A 20,775-nucleotide genomic window follows, 5' to 3' on the forward strand; every position below is an offset into this window, starting at 1 on the left:
TAATGACTTCAATAATTTGATGAAGCGAGCGAAATTCACTTCATCAAAATTGAAGAGAGTTTAGCACACACACAACTTTATAGTCATGAAGGCCCATATAGGTTTACCAGAAAAAGATATTATAAAAATTGCTGGATTATTACAGGTGATATTGGCGGACGAACACGTTATTTTGACCAAAACCCGTAATTATCACTGGAATATCAAAGGTCCGAGATTCATAGAATTACATAAATTTTACGAAGACCAGTATAATATTATTAAGGACACGATAGACCAGATAGCCGAAAGAATCACACAACTTGGCCACCAGGCCAATGGCACAATGAAAGATTTTCTGGCAACCACCCGGTTAAAAGAAGGTCCTTACGAAGAGAAACAAGATGCTCAGATAAGCAATTTGTTACAAGACCACGAGGCGTTTATAACAAATTTGCGTAAAGACATTAAAGATATAGATGAAAGTTTGGGAGATGCAGTTACAACTGATTTACTAACAACTTTCATGGGGCAGCATGAAAAAATGGCATGGATGCTCCGCGCGTTTTTAGGGTAGTGTTTAGGTTAAAAAAGGTGGTACAAAAGGGGCAATTTTTGCCCCTTTTGTATTTGTAGTCGGTCTGAAATTCTCTTACTATCATATATAACACAAAAAACGGGCACTTAGTAAACTAAGCGCCCGTTTGTATTTATAAGCTAACGCTTATTACAAGTGTATTACTTCACCATAAGCTGCGGCAGCTGCTTCCATGATAGCCTCTGACATTGTTGGGTGAGGGTGAACCGATTTAATGATTTCCATACCTGTAGTTTCTAGTTTGCGAGCTACTACAGCCTCGGCAATCATTTCGGTTACGTTGGCACCAATCATGTGGCAACCTAACCACTCGCCATACTTAGCATCAAAAATCACTTTCACAAAGCCTTCAGGCGTACCTGCTGCTTTTGCTTTACCCGATGCCGAGAATGGGAACTTACCTACTTTAATTTCGTAACCTGCTTCTTTAGCGGCTTTTTCGGTATAACCTACAGAAGCAATCTCTGGCGTACAATAAGTACAACCCGGGATATTCTTGTAGTCCATTGGTTGTGGGTGATGACCTGCTATTTTCTCAACGCAGATAATACCTTCGGCTGATGCCTTGTGCGCTAAAGCAGGGCCTGGAGTTACGTCGCCAATGGCATAATAACCAGGTACATTGGTTTCAGACCATTGATTTACTGTAATTTTACCTTTGTCGGTAGCAATACCTACTTCTTCTAAACCAATGTTCTCGATATTTGATACGATTCCAGCAGCCGAAAGAACTAAATCTGTTTCGATTTTAATTTCTCCATTTGGCGTTTTAACTGTTGATACACAACCAGTACCGCTTGTATCTACTTTCTCAACGCTTGAGTTTGTATAAATTTCGATACCTGCTTTTTTGTATGCTTTAGCTAGTTCTTTAGAAATATCTTCGTCTTCAACCGGAACAATGTTTGGCATAAACTCAACAATGGTTACTTTAGTACCCATACTTGCATATACATAAGCAAACTCTACACCGATAGCACCCGAACCAATTACCAACAACGAATCTGGTCTTTTCTCAAGACTCATAGCCTTGCGGTATTCTATTACTTTTTTGCCATCGATAGGTACATTAGGCAATTGTCTTGCTCTTGCACCGGTAGCAATAATAATGTATTTACCCTCAACATCAGATTTTTTACCTTCTGCATCGGTTACTTCTACTTTTTTACCCGCTTTTACTTTACCCGTTCCGTAGATAACATCAATCTTGTTTTTCTTCATCAAGAATTGAACCCCTTTGCTCATACCCTCAGCCACACCACGAGAACGTTTGATAACAGCACCAAAATCAGCATTTGATTCGCCAACTTCAATACCGTAATCTTTTGCGTGTTTAATATATTCAAAAACCTGAGCAGACTTCAACAAAGCCTTTGTCGGAATACATCCCCAGTTAAGACAGATACCTCCGAGGTTTTCTTTCTCAACAACGGCTGTTTTCAGACCTAATTGTGACGCACGGATAGCAGTAACGTATCCGCCAGGCCCACTCCCAAGTACTACAACATCATATTGTGCCATAATATACAATTTTCTGGTTTATTATAAATTTTGATGCAAAATTAGACAAAATAGCTTATCCACAAAATCCGATTTACGAATACCTGCAAATCTACATAGTTCAGGATAATACCCATAAGTACTTTGTAAATACAGGATTGATTATCTAAAAGCTACTCTCTAATAAAACACCTGGTAGTTGATTTGAGTTCTTACGCTTATATAATATCCCTGTTGGTTATTTTATAATAAGTTTAGAAATAAAAAATAAACTGGCGTTGTTATACCCTTATTTGTACATAAAACTTAGAATATAGCCTTTTTTATCACCACCTTCTGACGCTATATATAGATTTCCATCAGGCGTAAAACAAATACCTTCAGGCTGACGGAACAGCTTGTCATCTAATTCTATTAAGCTTTTCTTTGCTCCTTCTTTGGTAAGCACCAAGAGTTTTTTTCCTTGCGAAGCCACTATGTAAATATCATTAGTGAGCGGATGAACAGCAATGCCTGATGGGCGGAAATCTGCCTTGCCATTCTGGCCAGTAACCATATTCTTGGTAATAATAAGGCGCTTATTTAGTTCTTGCTTTGCTAAACTATAGCTATAAATCATTTTCTCTTGGTCTTTGGTTTTAGTATGCTCTTTAGTGGCTATTAACAAGCTATTTGTAGAAGCATCATAACCGAGCCCTTCATATTCTACTACGTCTTCATTAGTACAATCAATTTCTCTTTCTGAGTCATTCTTTAAGCTCAAAACCTTGATTTTGCCGTTGCTTTTCATTACAAATACCTGTTCGCCTACAAGCTCTATACCCTCGTAATCGCCTGCTTTACCAAATTTTATTTCATCTATAATCGCTTCTTTGGCAAAATCATATATAAATACTTTTCCTTCTTCATCATTTATACACATAAGCAGATTATCTTTATAATAAGACAAACCCGATATTTCTTTCAGGCTTTTGGCCAGTTTCATTTCTTGTGCCGGATGCGTAAAATCATAAGCCGGAGTAACACTGGTTTCAGCGTTTTTTTCTTCTTTATTTTCCGTTTTTGATGGGCCACAGGCACTCAATGCTATGGTCATAAGAGCAATAGTGCTGCACCTGATAAAGAATAGTTTATTCATCTGTATAATTTTAATGAGGTATAGGTCTATTTTTCAAAAAATCTTCTCAAATTTAGAAATCATTTTCATTCAATCTTTCATTTATGCAAGCTATTACTATCCCTAAAGTGTTAGTATCTGGCATTTTAATGGTTTCAGGTATTTATCTGACTTCCTGCCAGTCGAAATCTTCTGAATCAAGCCAAAGAGATATTCTCGCCGAGGTAGTAGATACTACCGTTTCGCCCAAAGACGACTTCTTCAAGTATGCTGTTGGTACTTGGCTCAAACAAAATCCTATTCCGGCCTCAGAGAGTAGCTGGGGTATTGGTAGCATGGTGCAGGAAGAAACTTATGCAAGGCTAAGAGGTATCAGCGAAAAATCGGCTAAAGAACCGGGTAGTGAGGGATCTAATGAACAGAAAATCGGCGATTTCTGGTTTACGGGTATGGATAGCGTAAGCATTGAAAAACAAGGAATCAACCCTGTAAAAGCCGATTTAGACCGTATTGCAGCTATTAAAGATATACAAGGCGTGTTAACCGAAATATCGCTGCAACATACTTATGGTATAGGTTCATTGTTTAGCCCTTATATATTTCAGGATGAAAAAAATAGCGAAGAGCAAGCACTACACTTGTATCAAGGCGGTTTAGGTTTACCCGATAGAGATTATTATTTTAATACCGACAGCCGCACTATAAATATCAGAAAAGAATACAAGGCGCATTTACAACGTATGTTTAAGCTATTGGGTAATGACGAAGCCACAGCTACCAAAAACATGAATAATGTATATGCATTGGAAGAAACACTAGCCAAAAACTCTCGTAAAATAGAAGATTTGCGAGACCCGTATAAGAATTATAATAAAATGGACCTGGTGGCATTAGATAAACTAGCTCCCTCGCTGAATTTCAAGGATTTATTTGGTCAGATGAAGATGCCACAGGTGAAAAGTGTAATTGTGGGTCAGCCTGAGTTTTATACAGCTGTTGATAAATTATTAAAAACTACACCCATAGATACATGGAAGGCATACTTAACCTGGAATTTCGTCAGTAGTTTTGCCAGTGAGTTAAGTAGCCCGTTTGCAAAGGAAAACTTCTATTTCTATAGAACTGTGCTGCGTGGTGTAAAAGAAATGAAACCTCGCTGGAAAAGAGTATTAGATTCAGAAGAACGCTATTTAGGCGATGCGCTGGGGCAACTTTTCATTAAGAACTATTATTCTGACAAAACCAAAAAGCGTTACGAAGAGTTGGTTAAAAACATTTTCAGTACCTACAAAGAGCGTATCGAGAAATTAGACTGGATGTCAGACAGTACAAAGACAAAAGCATTACAGAAACTTGCTACAGTAGTGCCAAAAGTGAGTTTTCCTGATAAATGGAAGGATTTTTCTACGCTTTCAATCAAAAGAGACTCTTATGTGCAGAATATCATAAGAGCAAATCAATGGTGGTATCTGTATGAAGTAAATAAAATTGGCAAGCCAGTAGATAAAACAGAGTGGGGAATGACTCCACAAACCTACAATGCTTACTACAACCCCTCAAATAACGAGATTGTATTGCCTGCCGCCATCTTCTTTATAGCTGGTTTCACCGATGAGCAGCTTGACGACGCCATTATCTATGCCTATGCAGGTGGCTCAACCATTGGCCATGAAATTACGCATGGCTTTGATGACCAAGGTCGACAATTTGATGAAAAAGGGAACCTGACCGACTGGTGGACGAAAAAAGATGGCGATGAGTATAACAAACGTGCAAAAGGTATTATTGAACAATTTGATAATTACGTAGTACTGGATTCGATGCACGTGAGAGGCGAAGCCACGCAGGGCGAAAATATTGCCGATTTAGGCGGAGTTGTATTAGGCTTAGAAGCTTTCAAGAAAACTGAGCAATATAAATCGGGCAAGAAAATTAATGGATTTACACCGCTTCAACGCTTCTTTTTGGGTTATGCCTTGGCATGGATGGGACACTCAAGAGATGAAGCACTGGCTAACAAAATAATGACTGATGTACACGCTCCCGGCTTTTTGCGGGTAAATGGGCCCGTAGTAAATATTGATGAATTTTATGAGGCTTTTGATATAAAACCGGGCGATAAAATGTATGTAGCCCCTAAGAAAAGAGTAAGAATCTGGTAAGATGAAGAAACACAAGAGCGGCTGAGATTTCCCGGTCGCTCTTTTTATTTTATGTACCCCTATTAAATAAGCTATCTATGAACTTTTGGAAAACGAGTTTTGGTAAGCTATTTTTGCTAAAAACTTATCTCTTACTATTTTGCTAAAACGACTCTCCATAAAAGACTTTCTTCTATTTGCCGAAGCATGGGCACTTATTGCGCTAGCTCGTTTTATGCTTGTTTTTGTATCTTTCCAAAAGATTTTACCGCTTCTCGGCGAACGTGTAACAAACCAAGAAAAAGCAGATGAAGGCAAAAACGAATTCAAATACATACGTATTGCCATAGCAAGAGCTTGTAAATACTCTTTTTGGCGAACCAAGTGTTTTGAGCAAGCACTATGCGCAAAATTAATGCTTAGGCTAAGAAAACACCCTAGTACTATTTACTTCGGAGTTAAAAGAGATACTGCCAATAAAGAGTTTATGGCTCATGCATGGCTTATTTGTAATAATGAGATAATAACCGGTGGCTCACAAACCGAGCAGTTTCAGATTCTTAGTAGTTTTTACAAATAAGGCTATAAGAGTATGTTTAAAAATTATGATTCGACCTACGAAGTAATCTTTTTTAGCTACACTGCGTTGCATTTTTTCGATGTAGCTGCCGCTTCGGCGGTCCGATGGCTACATCTGCAAAATGCGCCCGCAGCGGCGGCCGCTTGTCTAGCAAAAAAATCTTTACTTCTCGGTCAGAATAACAAAATTTAAACATACTCTAAATTCAAAATATTCATCTATTAAATCACCGATAGAAATTTTAGCGGTAAATGAAAACACCTTAGCAAGAGAGGGCGGTTATTCAGACGGGGGATGTTATTTTGATACTTAATTCTGCTAATTTTTTTAAGGTTGGGCTTCTCAGTGCCTAGCCTTTCGACTATTTCTGCAAGTAGCATTTTATCTGTAAATTTTGCTTTTACAAACTACTCGCCGAAAACCGGAAGCTAGTAATATTCTATCAATTTTTCTTTAAATGTAGTATACAAAGATATTTTCAGTAATGATAACTAGCCAGAATATACGTCTGCTAATATATTTTCTACCTAATTCAAAATAAATGTTTTAGGCACCTTTTTACTTTTAAAAAAACGCTTAGACTTGAGAGTCTAATCTTTACAATATAAATATTTATTAGCATGGAAAAACAATACAATACCGAAGAACAACCAAAACTAGCTTGGAACACCCCTGAAGTTGAGGTTTTACCTATCAATGAAATAACCTTGGCCGGTGCCCCTGGTGTAGTGGATGCAGGTTTCTTCTCCTAAGAACTACCTAAGTTGATAAAGCCCAACTTTTTGTTTTTGTCTTATTTACAGATAGCTGTTGAGTTTTGTTTTTTGTATAAAAATTTTTATATTTAGGGATTATTTTTTACAAAAACTCTTTTTATTATGGAAAAACAATACAATACAGAAGAACAACCAAAACTAGCTTGGAACACCCCTGAAATTGAGGTTTTACCAATTAACGAAAAAACTTTAGCTGGTGCAGCAATTGTACCAGATGCAGGCATTTTCTCTTAATAGCGTTATGTTTTCAGAAGTTGGGTTTCTTGCTCAACTTCTGTTTTATTAAAAAACTGTTGCACAGTTTTTACTTGAAATATTCTGCTGTTGCAAGCCTCTCTAATAAATCTTTATTCTACGGAAAATCACCCTCATAATAAAGAACAATCAAAACTAGCTTGGCACCCGCCTAAAGTTGAAGTTTTACCTATCAATGAAAAAACTTTGGCTGGAACAGGAGTTATATCAGATGGAGGCGTATTATCTTGATAGCATTATGTTTTCAGAAGTTGGGCATATTCTTCTGCTTTATTAAAAACTCTGGCAACTTTTACAGGTTATGGGCCAGATTCAGGTATCTTTTCGTATGAGCTACTTAAGTTGGGCTATAAAGCCTACCTTCTTGTTTTTTCTTATTTACAGATAGCCGTTGCATTTTGCTTTTTGGATAAAATTTTTTATATTTAGGAATTACTTTTTACTTAAACTCTTTTTATTATGGAAAAACAATACAATACCGAAGAACAACCAAAACTAGCTTGGAACACCCCTGAAGTTGAAGTTTTACCTATCAATGAAATAACCTTGGCCGGAGCAGCAGGTATAACAGATGCAGGTGTTCTTTCTTAAGAACTACCTAAGTTGGGCTATAAAGCCCAACTTCTTGTTTTTGTCTTATTTACAGATAGGCCGTTAAGTTTTTGTTTTTTTGTGAAAAAATTTTTATAATTATAACCTAATCTTTTAAACAAATCTTTTTTATTATGGAAAAACAATACAATACCGAAGAACAACCAAAACTAGCTTGGAACACCCCTGAAGTTGAAGTTTTACCTATCAATGAAATAACCTTGGCCGGAGCAGCAGGTCTAACAGATGGCGGTATATTTTCTTAATATTTTTGATTTTATGCTTGTTTGAGTTGGGCTTTATAGCCCAACTCTGCTAAAAACTTTTCCTTAAAAAAGTCGAAGCCTGCATTGTTTTAATTAAGCTTTGTATTTCTATTTGTCTTTTTTCATCATTAAAGTAGGTATTAAGATTCTTTTCTATTTTATCTATATCTACGTAAGCTTTAAGCCAATTAATATTTGCCAGTATTGCGGCCTCATCAAATAATTCTTCTTTTGCAGCTTCTACTCTAAAAAAAATATCCGAACTCTGCAGACCTTTCTTTTTCTCAAACAAAACCTTATCAGGCAATTTGTTTTTCATCATTCTTTTCACAAGCATTCGGTTATTAAAACCATCATCAAAAAAAACGGTATTGGGTATCGTTAAAAAGTAGTTCAATAAATCTACATCACAAATCGGGTCTCTCATTTCTATTCCATAATAAGCTCCAAACGCTGCCCCTAAAGAGCTACGCATGTGATATAAGCTAATAAATAAATTTTTATTTTCTGAAACATGGCTAAACTGTCGTAATAAACCACTATGTTTTTTCTGAACGTCTTCTAAGATTGAATACTTTTTAAATAATTCTGTACTTAGATAGCTGTTTGATACATAGGTTTTCAAAGACCTTTCATCATGATAATCCTTTAAAAACCTTACATACATAGGCTTTAATACTTGCCGACGAATATAAGCAGATGGATATTTAATAAACCTTTTCAGGCTATGCGGCAATAGATAATCTACTCCGGCAAAAGAAGTTGAGCCGTTTCCCCCCTCACCTGTCAATAAAGTCCCGTAACCCTTTTGAACAGCGTTTTTAAAAATATCTGTCAACCAATAAGTGTTTGACGCGCCATGAATAAATCCATTTATGGCATCTGCGCATTGTATGCTACCTTGCCAAGGAGATATATCTTTGGAATCTAAGTAAAACGGGTCAATATTACCCGATGCGTTTACAATAGCTTCCATAAACGGTGTTTCGTCTAATACTCTGGCGTTTACGAGTGCATTATTGGTAAGCTCTTTTTTAAACAAGGGCACATGGCTAAAAGTAGTAAGTCTTTTATTTTGCTGCTTTAATAATTCAGCGGCAATATAGCTTACTGTGCTGCTATCTAAGCCGCCACTCAGCATTGAAGCAACAGGTTTGTAACTACGTAAACGTGCATTTACTGACTTATATAGCAACTCCGACATCTGGTCGGTATAATCTTCTTTATTTTTATAATGGGTTTCTTGTATGTTTTCAGGCGGCCAATACTTAGTAGTTTTTAATTCATTATCTTTGATTTTGAGCACATATCCTCCCTTTAGCACAAACACATTCTTAAAGAATGTTTCGTCACTCATCATTTTCTCATCAACCTTCCAAAGTGTAAGGTTCGAAACGAAAAATGGTTCATTCAGCTCTCTCTTAAAATCAGGTAAAGCCAAAATCGATTTGATAGAAGAACTAAACGCAAAGTATCTATCTGTTTTATAGAAATAAAGTGCTGTATAGCCCATCGTATCACGGGCCAAAAAGAGTTCTTTTGTATTAAAATGATATGCTGCAAAACTCCAGTCACCTTTTAATTTATGCTGTGTTTCTTCGCCATATTTCAGGTAAGCTTGCAGCATAAAAAAAGTATCAGAGCGCATATCATTCATACTTAGCCCCAGATTTTTAGCCAATTCTTCACGATTATCAATTCTACCCTCGGCAGTAAAAATGATATTAGGTTCGCTCAGGTAAATTGGCTGCGCATCATATACATCTTCAGGCGTGCCATAGTTCAGCATTTTGCCAAATGCAGCTTCCTGTACTAATTTTTTATCAAATTTATGGTGAGGGAAGTCTTGCAGAGGTGCATACATTGCCTCCAGAAAATTATCATCAGCTTTCTCATCACCATTTACAATTCCGAAAATCGAACTCATATTTTAATGATTATTTTTGCTTGCAGCATTAGTTAAGGCTTTATTTATACAAGTAGACCCTGTGTTTGTAGTTTTTCCAGAAAAGCATAGGTTTCTGTTTTACATTGCTCTTCTGTTACATTGTATTTTGAAAGCAAATAGTGAGTTAAATCGTTCACAGAAATAGGTTGCTCAATTTTCTCCCAAATTACACGGCCTAGGTCATTTAAAGTAATATAATTACCGCTCTGGGTGTCCATCATTACCAATTCATCGCCCAAATTAGTAGCCATTACATTATCTTCTTTTCGTTGAACGAGCTGCGGTAAAGAAATATTCATATTAAAGTGGTTAAGTTTCTTCAAATATATTGAAATATCTTTGAAATTTAACAACAATAAATAAGAACATACCTGTGGACGCAAAAAATTACAGGCACTATTTCAGGTATTGAATTAGTAGTATTTTAAACGAAAAAGAGCGATTAGATTTCTCCAACCGCTCTTTACAAAGGTTCTTATTTTTTAGCAATTTGCTCCGCCTATCTCACAAGCATCACCTGTAGCTTCAACAGGTTTTACTTCTTCAATTACTTTTTGTATAGCATCCTGAAATACTTCGGTAGGTTGTGCTCCACTCAAGCCATATTTGTTATTCAGTATAAAAAATGGCACTCCAGAAACTCCTAAATTCTGAAAATGTTTGATCTCCTGCGATACCCAGTAGCCAATCTGGTCGTCGGCTAATACGCTTTCGGTTTTTTCAGCATCCCAGCCAAGATCTTTCATAAAAGCTACGATATTTTCTTTGCTTGAGAAATCAACACCATCAGTAAAATAGGCTTTGAAAAGTTTTTCTTCAAGCTCGTTTTGCGTGCCTTCCTCGCGGGCTACGTGCAATATTTTGTGTAGCGGTATGGTATTAATTGCCTTTGGCATTTTTTCAAATTCGAACTGTATGCCTGCTTTTTGCCCTACGCTCTCTACTCGTTCGTGCATTTGTTGGATACGTTCTAAACTACCAAATTTATTTACAAAATACTCTTCACGAGAAAGCCCTTCGTCTGGAATTGTAGGATCTAACTGAAACGGATGCCACGTAACCTGAAAGTTCTGCCCATCGAAGCCTGCCAAAGCTTTTTCCAAATGTTTTTTGCCAATGTAGCACCAAGGGCACGCTACATCAGAAACTATATCTATCTGAATTGGTTTATTAGTCATTACATTAAATGTTTTAACAAATAACGACTCAATTATATGAATAGTTCAACTTGTACTTTATCACGAAACGTGTCCGCTTAATAACAACTCGGTAAATTTTTCATTAAAAATCCGAATAAAAAACATGACTATTGGCTAAAACTAAAGAATTATCACATAAATTGTCTTTGTTTTCGCTTTTCCATAAAACTAATTCTTACTAGAACCCCACCATGAAAAATCGCTTACTTTTAAGTTTGCTGTGTGTTATTATTACCCACACAACTCTGGCAAAAGCCAATATACCATGTGATAACACAAGTGTAATAAAGAATCAGAGATTCTTACCACCAGCAAAACCAGAAAAAAAGCCTGCTTACTTACCAAATTCTCTCTCTTCATTTCAGCATTTTTCGAGCCCCGCTCCAGCACCCGCACTATCAAGTACAATGGTTTCAAAAGAAGAGATTGAGCCGAACAATGACATTTTAATTGCTAATCCACTAGGCGGAAACGATGTAAAGGTTAAAGGATTTATTTCACCTGTTTCAGATATTGACATTTTTTCTTTTACTGCCAACACAGGAGATAGAGTTTATGTAGCTACTCAAACTTCTTCTTCAACAACAGGTACCAGTAGCTCTTTAGAAATTCTACAAGTAAATGGAACATCTATCGAATATGATGATACAGATGGTACTTTCGGGTCTTCATCTTCTAGTATCGCAGGGGCCATAATCCCATCAACCGGCACATACTACATACGAGTAAGACATATATCTAATAACAATACGATTCTTCCCTATTTTCTGTATTTCAGATTACAAAGCGGAACACCAACAGCGGAAGTTGAATCTAATAATAGCCCTGCTACTGCTAATGCAATACCAAACTCTGGCTGGATTAGTGGGAGTACGAGTTCTATGACAGATGTTGACTACTATTCTATTACTCTTGATGCTGGTGACACAATTTTTATGGGGCTTGATTTTAATCCGGAAAGAGACGCAACAACCTGGAACGGGCAACTTGCCTTTGGTGATTTTGGCGGGTATCTTTCAGCAAATGACCCAAATACTATCTCACCTAACTCAGAGAGTTTTTTTCTTACGGTAAGAACAAGTGGTACTTACTATATTGCTATTGGGTCTTCCGACGGCTCATTTGGCACTTACCGATTAAGTGTGAGTATATTACCTGCAGTTACGAATAATATTTTTACTTATACTAACAATACGGTTACAACAATTGCTGATAATCCTACCGTTACGAGCTCTATTATTAATATTCCTGCTAATAAGCGGATAGAAACTATAAAAGTTTTCATGAATTTCTTTCATGGAAAAGTAGCAGATTTAGATGTGCGTCTAACGTCTCCATCAGGTAATACTGTCGTTTTATTTACTGATTTAGAGAGTATCGGGAGTTCATCTCCTTTTGATATAAAGCTAGACGATAACGCCGCAATACCTATTGAAAGCTTTCCGGTTGTAAATAATATTGTTTACCAACCATCTATCAAATACCGATTAGAATGGTTTAAAGGACAAATGACACAAGGAAACTGGACATTAACAATTAATGATGATTCGGCGGGCGGAACAGGCCAATTGAATAGCTGGGGAATTGAAATAGAAGAACAACTGCCAATAACAGGTACAGTAACTAGTATTTATGGTAATGACTTTGAAAATAATGACGGTGGTTTTATTCATACTGGTATACAAGACGAATGGGAACGTGGCACGCCAACTTTTGCCCCTATTACAACAGCCAATAGTGGCGCTAGGTGCTGGAAAACCGACTTAGATAATACCTACAATTTCAATACCAATAGTGAGCTTGTTTCACCTAACATATACATCCCAAATTTAGGAAGTGAGAAAGCATATTTTACATGGGCCCAGAAATATCAGTTTGCAATTACTGGCAATGTAAGTGCTTATGTGGAAATACAAGAAGTGGGTACAATCAACAAAAAACGAGTATGGGAATGGTTTGGGGCATCGATGATTGAAACGGTTGGAAACCCTGGCACGACAATCAATCAATCGGCAGGATGGGGCGTAAATAGAATTGATGTGAGCGAATTTTCGAATAAAACCATTAGAATCATTTTCCATTTTGAATCAAACAGTTCAACCCCTCTACTCGCAGGTTGGGCAATTGATGATGTAAATGTGTTTAAAACGTTCTGCCCAAGTACCCAAAATTTAGCTACAAATTACTCTGGAGTTTATACCAGGTTGGTAGCTAGTGGCTCAGTTACGGCTACTAATGAGATAACAGCAGATATTCCGACACAAAGCCGTGCTAATGTTGTTTATCAAGGGGGTAATTCCATAACATTATTACCTAATTTTAAAGCAGACGCTGCAGGTGGAGCAACGTTCACAGCACAAATAGGTGGTTGTAATTAATAAAGCATCTATACAAACAAGAAATGCGAGGCAAACCACCTCGCATTTCCTTTTTATTAAATAGCTATTTATTTGTATTAGCTAATCATATCAAAACCACAATAGGGTACCAATGCCTTCGGAATTCGGATTCCATCTGGCGTTTGGTTGTTTTCTAAAATAGCTGCCAGGATACGAGGCAAAGCCAGCGCAGAACCATTGAGTGTATGCAATAGCTGTGTTTTGCCATCTACTTTGTAGCGTAGTTTCAGACGGTTGGCCTGATAGGCTTCAAAGTTTGATACTGAGCTACATTCCAACCATCTTTTTTGAGCTGCTGAATACACCTCAAAGTCGAAAGTAAGTGCTGAAGTAAAGCCCATATCACCACCACATAGACGAAGAATACGGTAAGGCAATTCGAGTTTATTTAACAAACCTTTTACGTGCTCAACCATTTCTTCTAATGCCTGATAAGACTCTTCCGGCTTACGTATCTGTACAATCTCTACTTTATCAAACTGATGCAGGCGATTCAAACCTCTTACGTGCGCACCCCAGCTACCTGCTTCACGGCGGAAACATGGTGTATAACCTACGTTTTTTATAGGCAAGTCGCTCTCAGCTACAATTACATCACGATAGATATTAGTGATTGGCACCTCAGCCGTTGGAATCAGGTATAAATCATCGGCAGTGGCATGGTACATTTGTCCTTCTTTATCAGGCAATTGACCAGTACCAAAACCAGAATCTTTATTAATTAATATCGGTGGTTGAATCTCTCCATAGCCTGCTGCTAGCGCTTCATCTAAGAAGAAATTAATCATGGCACGTTGTATTCTGGCGCCTTTGCCTTTGTAAATCGGGAAACCTGCGCCTGTAATTTTGTTACCTAAATCAAAATCAATGATGTTGTATTGTTTGATTAAGTCCCAGTGAGGCAATGCACTATCAGGTAGAGTCGGGATTTCTCCTTCTTCAAATATATTCACGTTTTCTTCAGGCGTGCGTCCTTCGGGTACACTGGCATGAGGTAAGTTTGGTATCGTAACCAATACATCATACAGCTCTACCTCAAAACCTTTCAGGCTATCTTCCAATACTTTTGACTGTGCCTTTAATTCTGCGGTCTGGGCTTTAGCGGCCTCGGCTTCTTCTTTTTTTCCGGCCTTCATCAAACCGCCAATCTCTTTAGCCAAAGCGTTAGATTTTGCCAGCGAAGTGTCTAATTCTGCCTGTGTTTCACGGCGTTTCTGGTCAATATCCAGCACCGTTTCTATGGTTTCTTCGGCATTCTTAAAATACTTCCGCTTCAGGCCATCAATGGTAGCCTGCTTGTTTTCTTTTATATAATTCAGTTGTAACATATATGTCTCAAGAATCAGATTGTTAAGTCAATAACAACCCGTATGTAATATTATTCAAATGTAAATAAGCCTTCATTTAAGGCATTCAGAGATGCTTCTTTGTCTTTGGTATCAACCAATAAAGAGATATTATGCTCTGATGCGCCATAGGCAATCATTCTGATTGGGATGTTTTTCATTGCCTCAATTACTTTCAGGGCTACGCCTGCTTTATCAGCTTTGAAATCACCAACGATACAGATAATGGTCTGATTGCGGTCGTGCTCTTCAAGGTCTGCTATCTGGCTTAATGCTTCGCTTATTTTTTCCAGATGCTCCGAGTTGTCAATCGTTACAGCCACCGAAACTTCGGAAGTTGTAATCATATCAACAGGCGTTTTAAATTTCTCGAAGATTTCGAACACCTTCGTCAAAAATCCGTAGGCATTCAGCATACGGGTTGAGTGAATATAAATAGCCGTGATACCATCTTTAGCTGCAATAGCTTTGATTTCAGAATCGTTTGTTTTATCTGCAATAAGCGTTCCGTATGCGTTAGGTTCCATAGTATTTTTTAAACGAACAGGTACACCTCTCAATTTTGCCGGGGTGATAGTGCTTGGGTGTAAAATTTTAGCTCCGAAATAGGCCAATTCAGCGGCTTCTTCGAATGTGAGCTCACGTACCGGAAATGTTCTTTTTACAATACGTGGGTCGTTATTGTGCATACCATCAATATCGGTCCAGATTTGTATTTCTTCGGCACGAATAGCCCCTCCTATCAACGAAGCTGTGTAATCAGAACCACCACGCTTTAAGTTATCTATTTCACCACGAGGATTACGGCAAATAAAGCCTTGTGTAATAAACACCTCTTTATCTGTCAGCTGCGAAAGCATAGCCGTAAGGTTTTCTTCTGTAAAACTCAAAACAGGCTCGTTGTCGGCATCAATCAGCATAAAATCTAAAGCCGGCAAAAGCGCCGAGCTAACGCCTTCTTCTTGCAGATATGCCTCAAACATTTGCGTAGAAAGTAGCTCACCTTGTGCTACAATTTCTTTCTCTTGTTTAAGTGTAAAAGGCTTTATACTTACCAAAGAGCGTATAAAATTAAACTCTTTATCTACAATAGCTTTGCCTGCATTATAACCTGCTTCGGTTTTATATAAATCTTTGATAAACGCCTCATAATGCGCATACATTGCATTTATTTTCTCAGCTGCTTCGGCATCATTATATGCTTTTAGAGATTCGCCAATAGAGATAAGAGCGTTTGTTGTGCCGGAAAGGGCCGATAATACAACAATTTTACGTTGACCATCTTCTGTAATAAGATTACGGATAGAGTGCATACGCTCTGGTTTCCCTACGGAAGTACCGCCAAATTTCCAAACTTGCATTTTCTGTGGTTCTGGTTTTGTGTTAAATAAATAAACTATTTAGAAACTGTTTGAGTTACCTAATATTTCTTTCCATCTACCCGATTCAGCCATTTCCTTAATACACTGGTTTCGCTCTCTCAAAAAGCCCCTCAGATAATCTTCTAATACCAATTTATTGGCTATTCTGCCTAAGATGCCCATTGGTGATTCAAACATAAAAATGTCTTTCATCAGAATACTGCCACAACTTTCTATAAAATGGTGTTGGTGCCGCATCACTTTAAAAGGCCCTTTTTGCATCTCATCTACAAAATACGCTGGTTTGTTAGCCTCAGTAATTTTACTGCTTAGCTTAAGCCAGATGCCAAAGTGTTTTGCTCTCCATGTAACACTCTCTCCCAATTTCATTATTCCTTCTCTCACCCCGGCAACAATATGCTCTTTGGTACGTACCGTTGAAAGCTGGTGCAAATCTACACTCAATGATAGATTATAGCAGATTTCGGCTGATGCACGAATTGGCGTTTCGAGAATTATGATGGGCATTTACAAATCTATTATGCAATTGATTCCAAATATTCCTGAACTTCTAATCTAATTTTTGTCTTTATTTCCTCCCAATTAGTTGGAATAATCATATTCAAATCAATATCATTATCTGCGTCTTCAAAATACACCAAACTCTGAAGTAGCATAAATATTTCAGCATCATATTTTTGTTGATACCATTCTATAATTTGCTTTAAAGAATAAGATTTTAACAGAAAGTATAAATCTATGAAATCTCTTTTTCTACCTCTATTAGTAATTGCTGCCATTTTCATACTTGCAATGTCTGGCAGCACAACCATTCTTATACCCTCTACTTCCACAAGTTCATATAAAGGCTTATATGGATATTTCAAAACATCGACTTTTATTTCTTTTATTTGTCCTTGTAAGAAATACACTCTATTCAGATTCTCTTTAAAACTATACCTTTCTTTTAATTCGGCAGAAAGTAAAACAGAATCAAAAGGTGTATTTGTAAATAAATCAATATCAACCGAAATTCTATGTCCAATCTGTAAAGCTAAAGCAGTTCCACCAACTAAATAAAAATCTTTCAGAAGAGGCTCTTGCATCAATTCCTTTAGAACTCCCAAAGTTTCGGGGTAGACTGACTGTGTTTGTAACATCTGAAGTTTTCTTTAGGAATATTGTAATAGAAACTACAAAAATTTAAAGCAAGGTCTGACAAATATCGCATCTGTACAATTTCTTCTTTTATTTTATCAATCCCGTAGTACTTATTCATTTCTACCCAGTCAGATAATTTCCCATTCATCAAAACACGATTGACAACATCACGGATATGCTTATCAAAATCAATTTGTTCAAAATTGACATCCCAAAAAGCAGTTTTCGATATGTTTGGTTTTACTTTCGACATTCTATTCTTATAACCCTAACATCTTAATAGCCGTAATAGCGGCTTCGTCTCCTTTGTTGCCATGTATGCCGCCTGCTCTATCAAGTGCTTGTTGTTGATTATTTGGTGTAAGTACACCAAAAATTACAGGCTTATTGTATTTCAGGGCTACATCGGTTAAACCACCAGCTACCGCATGATTTATATAATCGTTATGCTTTGTTTCTCCCTGGATCACACAACCAATGGCAATTACGGCATCTATTTCGGGCTTTTGGGCAAATACCTGTGAGCCAAAACTTAACTCAAAACTACCCGGCACATTGGCACGAACAATGTTCTCGGCCTGCACACCATTATCTACTAAAGTTTTATATGCACCTTCAAAAAGCGCCTCGGTTATTTCGCTATTCCATTCGGCAACTACAATGGCAAATTTTTTCTGGCTTACATCTGGCAAACCTGTGGTACTGAACTCACTAAGATTTTTATTAGCTGATGACATTTTATACTTGTATTAGAGCGACTTTACTGAATGTTAATATATAAAAAAGGGACAAACCAGATTCGGCTTATCCCTTTGATTATGATTATATAATCAAATCTTACTCGCCGACTATGCCTTCGAGTTTGGACTTATACTTCTTTGCGTTTGTTACCTCTCCTGCATCAGGATATTTCTCTACAATTTGCGTGTAGGCATCTATTGCCGACTTGTTGTCTTTAACAGTTTCGTAAGCCGTAGCTAACTTCATTAGATACACAGGAGTAAAAAACTTGTTAGGTTTGTACTCAGCTGCTTTTTTGTAATAGCTTATAGCCTCTTCAGTATTCTTTTTCTCCATATAAGCATCGCCAATCAATGCATAAGCACGACCTTGGATAAGTAAATCGCTTGAGCTAAAACTTTTCAAGTGCTCAATGGCTTCATCATACTTACCTTCTTTTACTAATGCAACACCGACATAGAAATTTGCCAGGTTACCTGCATCGGTAGAACCATAATTAGATGCAATGCTCAACAAACCTTCGTTACCACCAGTGCCGTTAAGCGCCTGTTTCAAAGAATCTGCTTCAAAAGCATAAACAGCATTAAACATTGCTACCTGTGCTTCTTCGTCTTGCGATTTTGACCAGAAGTTATAACCTACGATACCTAAGATTATTGCCAAAATCCCTCCACCTACATAGATAAGCAATGATTGATTCTTTTTCAAAAAACCTTCTGCTTTTCCAAACTCTTGTTTTAAAGCGTCTGCACTTTCAAGAATCTCAATTCCTGTTTTTTCTTTTTTCGCCATTGTTTAAGACCACTTGTTTGATTGACTGACTATCAGAGACTTATCACACAATCAAGATATTTTATTAATACTTTTAAATGTTCGCGATTTTTCGGACTGCAAAGTTATGAAATTGATTCCGAACTTGGTATATTCTTTCATAAAAAATATACCAATTCTTATTATTTTTTCAACTTTCTAGGTTTTTAAAGCTATTTGAAGACTTTAATCAGAAAAAAATATTTTCAACAAGCCCAAAATCCAGTTTTAAAGCCCAGATTTGAAGCACATATAAACAAGAAAGCCGGAAATTTAAGATTTCCGGCTTTCTTGTTTATAATCGTTTTTTAAGCTGCAATAAAAAAATCCTGAACCTCATGAGGTTGAACCCTAATAACATTGGCTAAAACCAGCACAACTAAGGTACGTGAGGCAATCTTACGAGGTATATTGGCGATACTGGCATAAGTATCAACCGTAATATGCTTGTTATCGGCCAGGTACTTCATCAGTGCTCGCTCCTTATCGCCATAATGAAATCTGATGTTGTTGGCTTTACGTTCGCCCTTTAGTATCTCTCGCATTTCTTTACTAGCCTGAACCGAGCGGTCTTCAACACGCACGTAGGCACGCCGATTTTCAACTATTCCATCGAGGTCAACGTAATGTGGTTTAAAAGGACTCTTAGGTATATTGAATATCAATACCTCTCTGTCTCCCTCAACAGCTACATTTTTAACATCATACTCAATAGCCGGATAGATATGTCGCTCAATGGCTCTTCGCAGAATAAACTCGTCTTCTTCTGCAAATTTTAGCCCCTTGATACTTCTATCGTCGCCAACACCTATAATAAGCTGCCCTCCGTCTGAATTAGCGAAAGCAACAATTTCACGGATAATCTTCTCTGGATGATTAGTCTTAAGCTTAAACTCAATATGCTTGTTTTCTCCGTGTTTCACAAGCTCTTTGAGCTCCCGCAAATCAGGTCTTGATTTGTAGGCAAATTGATAATCCAATATCATTTCCCCAATGATTTTGGTTTCTTAAATATATTCAAAACAATTCTCTTTTACAAGAAGTGTTTTTTACGTAAACGAATATTTTCAACAAAAGTTTATAGCAGATCAATAAACCTTATAAAATATTTCGTATTCGTTTTATTATCAATATGCTTATACATGAAACGCATTTAATAATAAAGCAGCAAGGGCTCCGCCAATGATTGGCCCGATGATCGGAATCCAGGCATAGCCCCAGTCGTTGGCGCCTTTGCCAGAAATTGGTAGAAGTGCGTGTGCAATACGAGGGCCTAAATCACGAGCCGGATTAATAGCATACCCGGTAGGTCCACCCAACGACAAACCGATTGACCACACTAAAAACCCAACCAATAATGGACCATAGCCTGAATCAGGCGAACTATAAAACGATGACGACGCTATAATAAGTACCATAGTGCCTATAACCTCAGAAAGAATATTGCCCGTTGTATGGCGTACGGCTGGAGCAGTGGCAAATATACCCAACTTGACACCCTTGTCTTCGGTTATGTTCCAATGGGGCAAATACACCAACCAAACCAATACAGCTCCAAGAAAAGCACCGATTAATTGGGCAGATATAAAAGGTACAACGTTTGTCCAGTCGCCTGTTTTTACGGCCATGGCTACCGTTACAGCTGGATTTATGTGAGCAGCCGAGCTACCGAATTTCTGAGCGACGAAGATTCCTGACATTACGGCAAATGCCCATCCGGCGGTAATAGCAATCCATCCGGCGTTTTCACCTTTTGAGCCTTTTAGTAAAACATTGGCAACTACACCGTCGCCCAGGAGAATAAGCACAAGCGTACCTATAAGTTCTCCGATAAAAGTAGAAGTTTGCATTTATTGGTTTTGTTGGTTTAGGTTGAATTGAGTAGCAATTTAATTTTTTTTTTGATATAACAACTAATCCATTAACATTAAAGCATTAAATTTGTAAGCGATTAAACCAAAACACGAGTGCCTGTAAAATAACACAGTGAGATAGGCCATTGGCAAC

22 protein-coding genes are annotated in these 20,775 nt (G+C 37.4%); 8 read left to right on the plus strand and 14 right to left on the minus strand.

Annotation, left to right across the window (positions count from 1 at the left end):
- Window positions 1-85: 85 nt before the first annotated feature.
- The gene (locus WAE64_RS23840; protein ID WP_340240560.1) at window positions 86-556 is read left to right on the plus strand and encodes a Dps family protein; all 471 of its coding nucleotides are present in this window, start codon (window positions 86-88) and stop codon (window positions 554-556) included.
- Window positions 557-706: 150 nt separating this feature from the next.
- Here WAE64_RS23840 and lpdA read toward each other — a convergent pair whose 3' ends face one another.
- Together lpdA and WAE64_RS23850 are read right to left on the minus strand one after the other, a co-directional pair.
- Window positions 707-2,098, minus strand: coding sequence for a dihydrolipoyl dehydrogenase (gene lpdA / locus WAE64_RS23845; protein ID WP_340240562.1), 1,392 nt, complete (start codon window positions 2,096-2,098; stop codon window positions 707-709).
- 268 nt (window positions 2,099-2,366) lie between these two features.
- Complete coding sequence (locus WAE64_RS23850) at window positions 2,367-3,215, minus strand: SdiA-regulated domain-containing protein (protein WP_340240564.1); 849 nt, start codon at window positions 3,213-3,215, stop codon at window positions 2,367-2,369.
- Between the two features lie 83 nt (window positions 3,216-3,298).
- Between WAE64_RS23850 and WAE64_RS23855 the strand changes: the two genes are divergently transcribed.
- The 6 genes from WAE64_RS23855 (at window position 3,299) to WAE64_RS23880 (ending at window position 7,803) form a co-directional block, all read left to right on the plus strand.
- Complete coding sequence (locus WAE64_RS23855; RefSeq protein WP_340240565.1) at window positions 3,299-5,356, plus strand: M13 family metallopeptidase; 2,058 nt, start codon at window positions 3,299-3,301, stop codon at window positions 5,354-5,356.
- A gap of 139 nt (window positions 5,357-5,495) precedes the next feature.
- On the plus strand, window positions 5,496-5,915 hold the full coding sequence (locus tag WAE64_RS23860; RefSeq protein ID WP_340240566.1) for a lasso peptide biosynthesis B2 protein: 420 nt from the start codon (window positions 5,496-5,498) through the stop codon (window positions 5,913-5,915).
- Between the two features lie 620 nt (window positions 5,916-6,535).
- The gene (locus WAE64_RS23865; protein WP_340240568.1) at window positions 6,536-6,667 is read left to right on the plus strand and encodes a hypothetical protein; all 132 of its coding nucleotides are present in this window, start codon (window positions 6,536-6,538) and stop codon (window positions 6,665-6,667) included.
- 126 nt (window positions 6,668-6,793) lie between these two features.
- Window positions 6,794-6,925, plus strand: coding sequence for a hypothetical protein (locus WAE64_RS23870; protein ID WP_340240570.1), 132 nt, complete (start codon window positions 6,794-6,796; stop codon window positions 6,923-6,925).
- 480 nt (window positions 6,926-7,405) lie between these two features.
- The gene (locus WAE64_RS23875; RefSeq protein WP_340240574.1) at window positions 7,406-7,537 is read left to right on the plus strand and encodes a hypothetical protein; all 132 of its coding nucleotides are present in this window, start codon (window positions 7,406-7,408) and stop codon (window positions 7,535-7,537) included.
- Between the two features lie 134 nt (window positions 7,538-7,671).
- The gene (locus WAE64_RS23880) at window positions 7,672-7,803 is read left to right on the plus strand and encodes a hypothetical protein (protein WP_340240576.1); all 132 of its coding nucleotides are present in this window, start codon (window positions 7,672-7,674) and stop codon (window positions 7,801-7,803) included.
- 49 nt (window positions 7,804-7,852) lie between these two features.
- Here WAE64_RS23880 and WAE64_RS23885 read toward each other — a convergent pair whose 3' ends face one another.
- The 3 genes from WAE64_RS23885 to WAE64_RS23895 form a co-directional block, all read right to left on the minus strand.
- Window positions 7,853-9,730 (minus strand): asparagine synthetase B family protein, encoded by a 1,878-nt coding sequence (locus WAE64_RS23885; RefSeq protein ID WP_340240577.1) that lies wholly within the window; start codon window positions 9,728-9,730, stop codon window positions 7,853-7,855.
- 44 nt (window positions 9,731-9,774) lie between these two features.
- Window positions 9,775-10,050 carry a PqqD family peptide modification chaperone gene (locus WAE64_RS23890; RefSeq protein ID WP_340240578.1) on the minus strand — a complete coding sequence of 92 codons (276 nt, stop codon included), beginning with the start codon at window positions 10,048-10,050 and terminating at the stop codon, window positions 9,775-9,777.
- A 183-nt stretch (window positions 10,051-10,233) separates the two neighbouring features.
- Window positions 10,234-10,929 carry a DsbA family oxidoreductase gene (locus WAE64_RS23895; RefSeq protein WP_340240580.1) on the minus strand — a complete coding sequence of 232 codons (696 nt, stop codon included), beginning with the start codon at window positions 10,927-10,929 and terminating at the stop codon, window positions 10,234-10,236.
- A 212-nt stretch (window positions 10,930-11,141) separates the two neighbouring features.
- Between WAE64_RS23895 and WAE64_RS23900 the strand changes: the two genes are divergently transcribed.
- Window positions 11,142-13,328 carry a 3-coathanger stack domain-containing protein gene (locus WAE64_RS23900; RefSeq protein ID WP_340240581.1) on the plus strand — a complete coding sequence of 729 codons (2,187 nt, stop codon included), beginning with the start codon at window positions 11,142-11,144 and terminating at the stop codon, window positions 13,326-13,328.
- Between the two features lie 77 nt (window positions 13,329-13,405).
- Here WAE64_RS23900 and serS read toward each other — a convergent pair whose 3' ends face one another.
- The 9 genes from serS to WAE64_RS23945 all read right to left on the minus strand — a co-directional run bounded on the left by serS (window position 13,406) and on the right by WAE64_RS23945 (window position 20,618).
- A complete protein-coding gene (gene serS / locus WAE64_RS23905; RefSeq protein ID WP_340240582.1) occupies window positions 13,406-14,677 on the minus strand; it encodes a serine--tRNA ligase in 1,272 nt (423 codons plus the stop codon).
- A 50-nt stretch (window positions 14,678-14,727) separates the two neighbouring features.
- Window positions 14,728-16,056, minus strand: a complete 1,329-nt coding sequence (locus tag WAE64_RS23910) for an aspartate kinase (protein ID WP_340240584.1) — start codon at window positions 16,054-16,056, stop codon at window positions 14,728-14,730.
- A 39-nt stretch (window positions 16,057-16,095) separates the two neighbouring features.
- On the minus strand, window positions 16,096-16,584 hold the full coding sequence (locus tag WAE64_RS23915; RefSeq protein WP_340240586.1) for an SRPBCC family protein: 489 nt from the start codon (window positions 16,582-16,584) through the stop codon (window positions 16,096-16,098).
- Between the two features lie 11 nt (window positions 16,585-16,595).
- On the minus strand, window positions 16,596-17,216 hold the full coding sequence (locus WAE64_RS23920) for a nucleotidyl transferase AbiEii/AbiGii toxin family protein (protein ID WP_340240588.1): 621 nt from the start codon (window positions 17,214-17,216) through the stop codon (window positions 16,596-16,598).
- Window positions 17,171-17,470 carry a DUF6922 domain-containing protein gene (locus WAE64_RS23925; RefSeq protein ID WP_340240590.1) on the minus strand — a complete coding sequence of 100 codons (300 nt, stop codon included), beginning with the start codon at window positions 17,468-17,470 and terminating at the stop codon, window positions 17,171-17,173. The genes WAE64_RS23920 and WAE64_RS23925 overlap by 46 nt, the downstream gene beginning before the upstream one ends.
- Window positions 17,471-17,477: 7 nt before the next feature.
- Window positions 17,478-17,954 carry a 6,7-dimethyl-8-ribityllumazine synthase gene (gene ribH, locus WAE64_RS23930; RefSeq protein WP_340240592.1) on the minus strand — a complete coding sequence of 159 codons (477 nt, stop codon included), beginning with the start codon at window positions 17,952-17,954 and terminating at the stop codon, window positions 17,478-17,480.
- A 100-nt stretch (window positions 17,955-18,054) separates the two neighbouring features.
- On the minus strand, window positions 18,055-18,750 hold the full coding sequence (locus WAE64_RS23935; RefSeq protein WP_340240594.1) for a tetratricopeptide repeat protein: 696 nt from the start codon (window positions 18,748-18,750) through the stop codon (window positions 18,055-18,057).
- Between the two features lie 326 nt (window positions 18,751-19,076).
- Window positions 19,077-19,754, minus strand: coding sequence for an AlbA family DNA-binding domain-containing protein (locus tag WAE64_RS23940; protein WP_340240596.1), 678 nt, complete (start codon window positions 19,752-19,754; stop codon window positions 19,077-19,079).
- A gap of 150 nt (window positions 19,755-19,904) precedes the next feature.
- Window positions 19,905-20,618 carry an MIP/aquaporin family protein gene (locus WAE64_RS23945; protein WP_340240598.1) on the minus strand — a complete coding sequence of 238 codons (714 nt, stop codon included), beginning with the start codon at window positions 20,616-20,618 and terminating at the stop codon, window positions 19,905-19,907.
- Window positions 20,619-20,775: the final 157 nt, after the last annotated feature.

This window comes from Emticicia soli (genome assembly GCF_037860775.1).
GTDB lineage: Bacteria > Bacteroidota > Bacteroidia > Cytophagales > Spirosomataceae > Emticicia > Emticicia soli.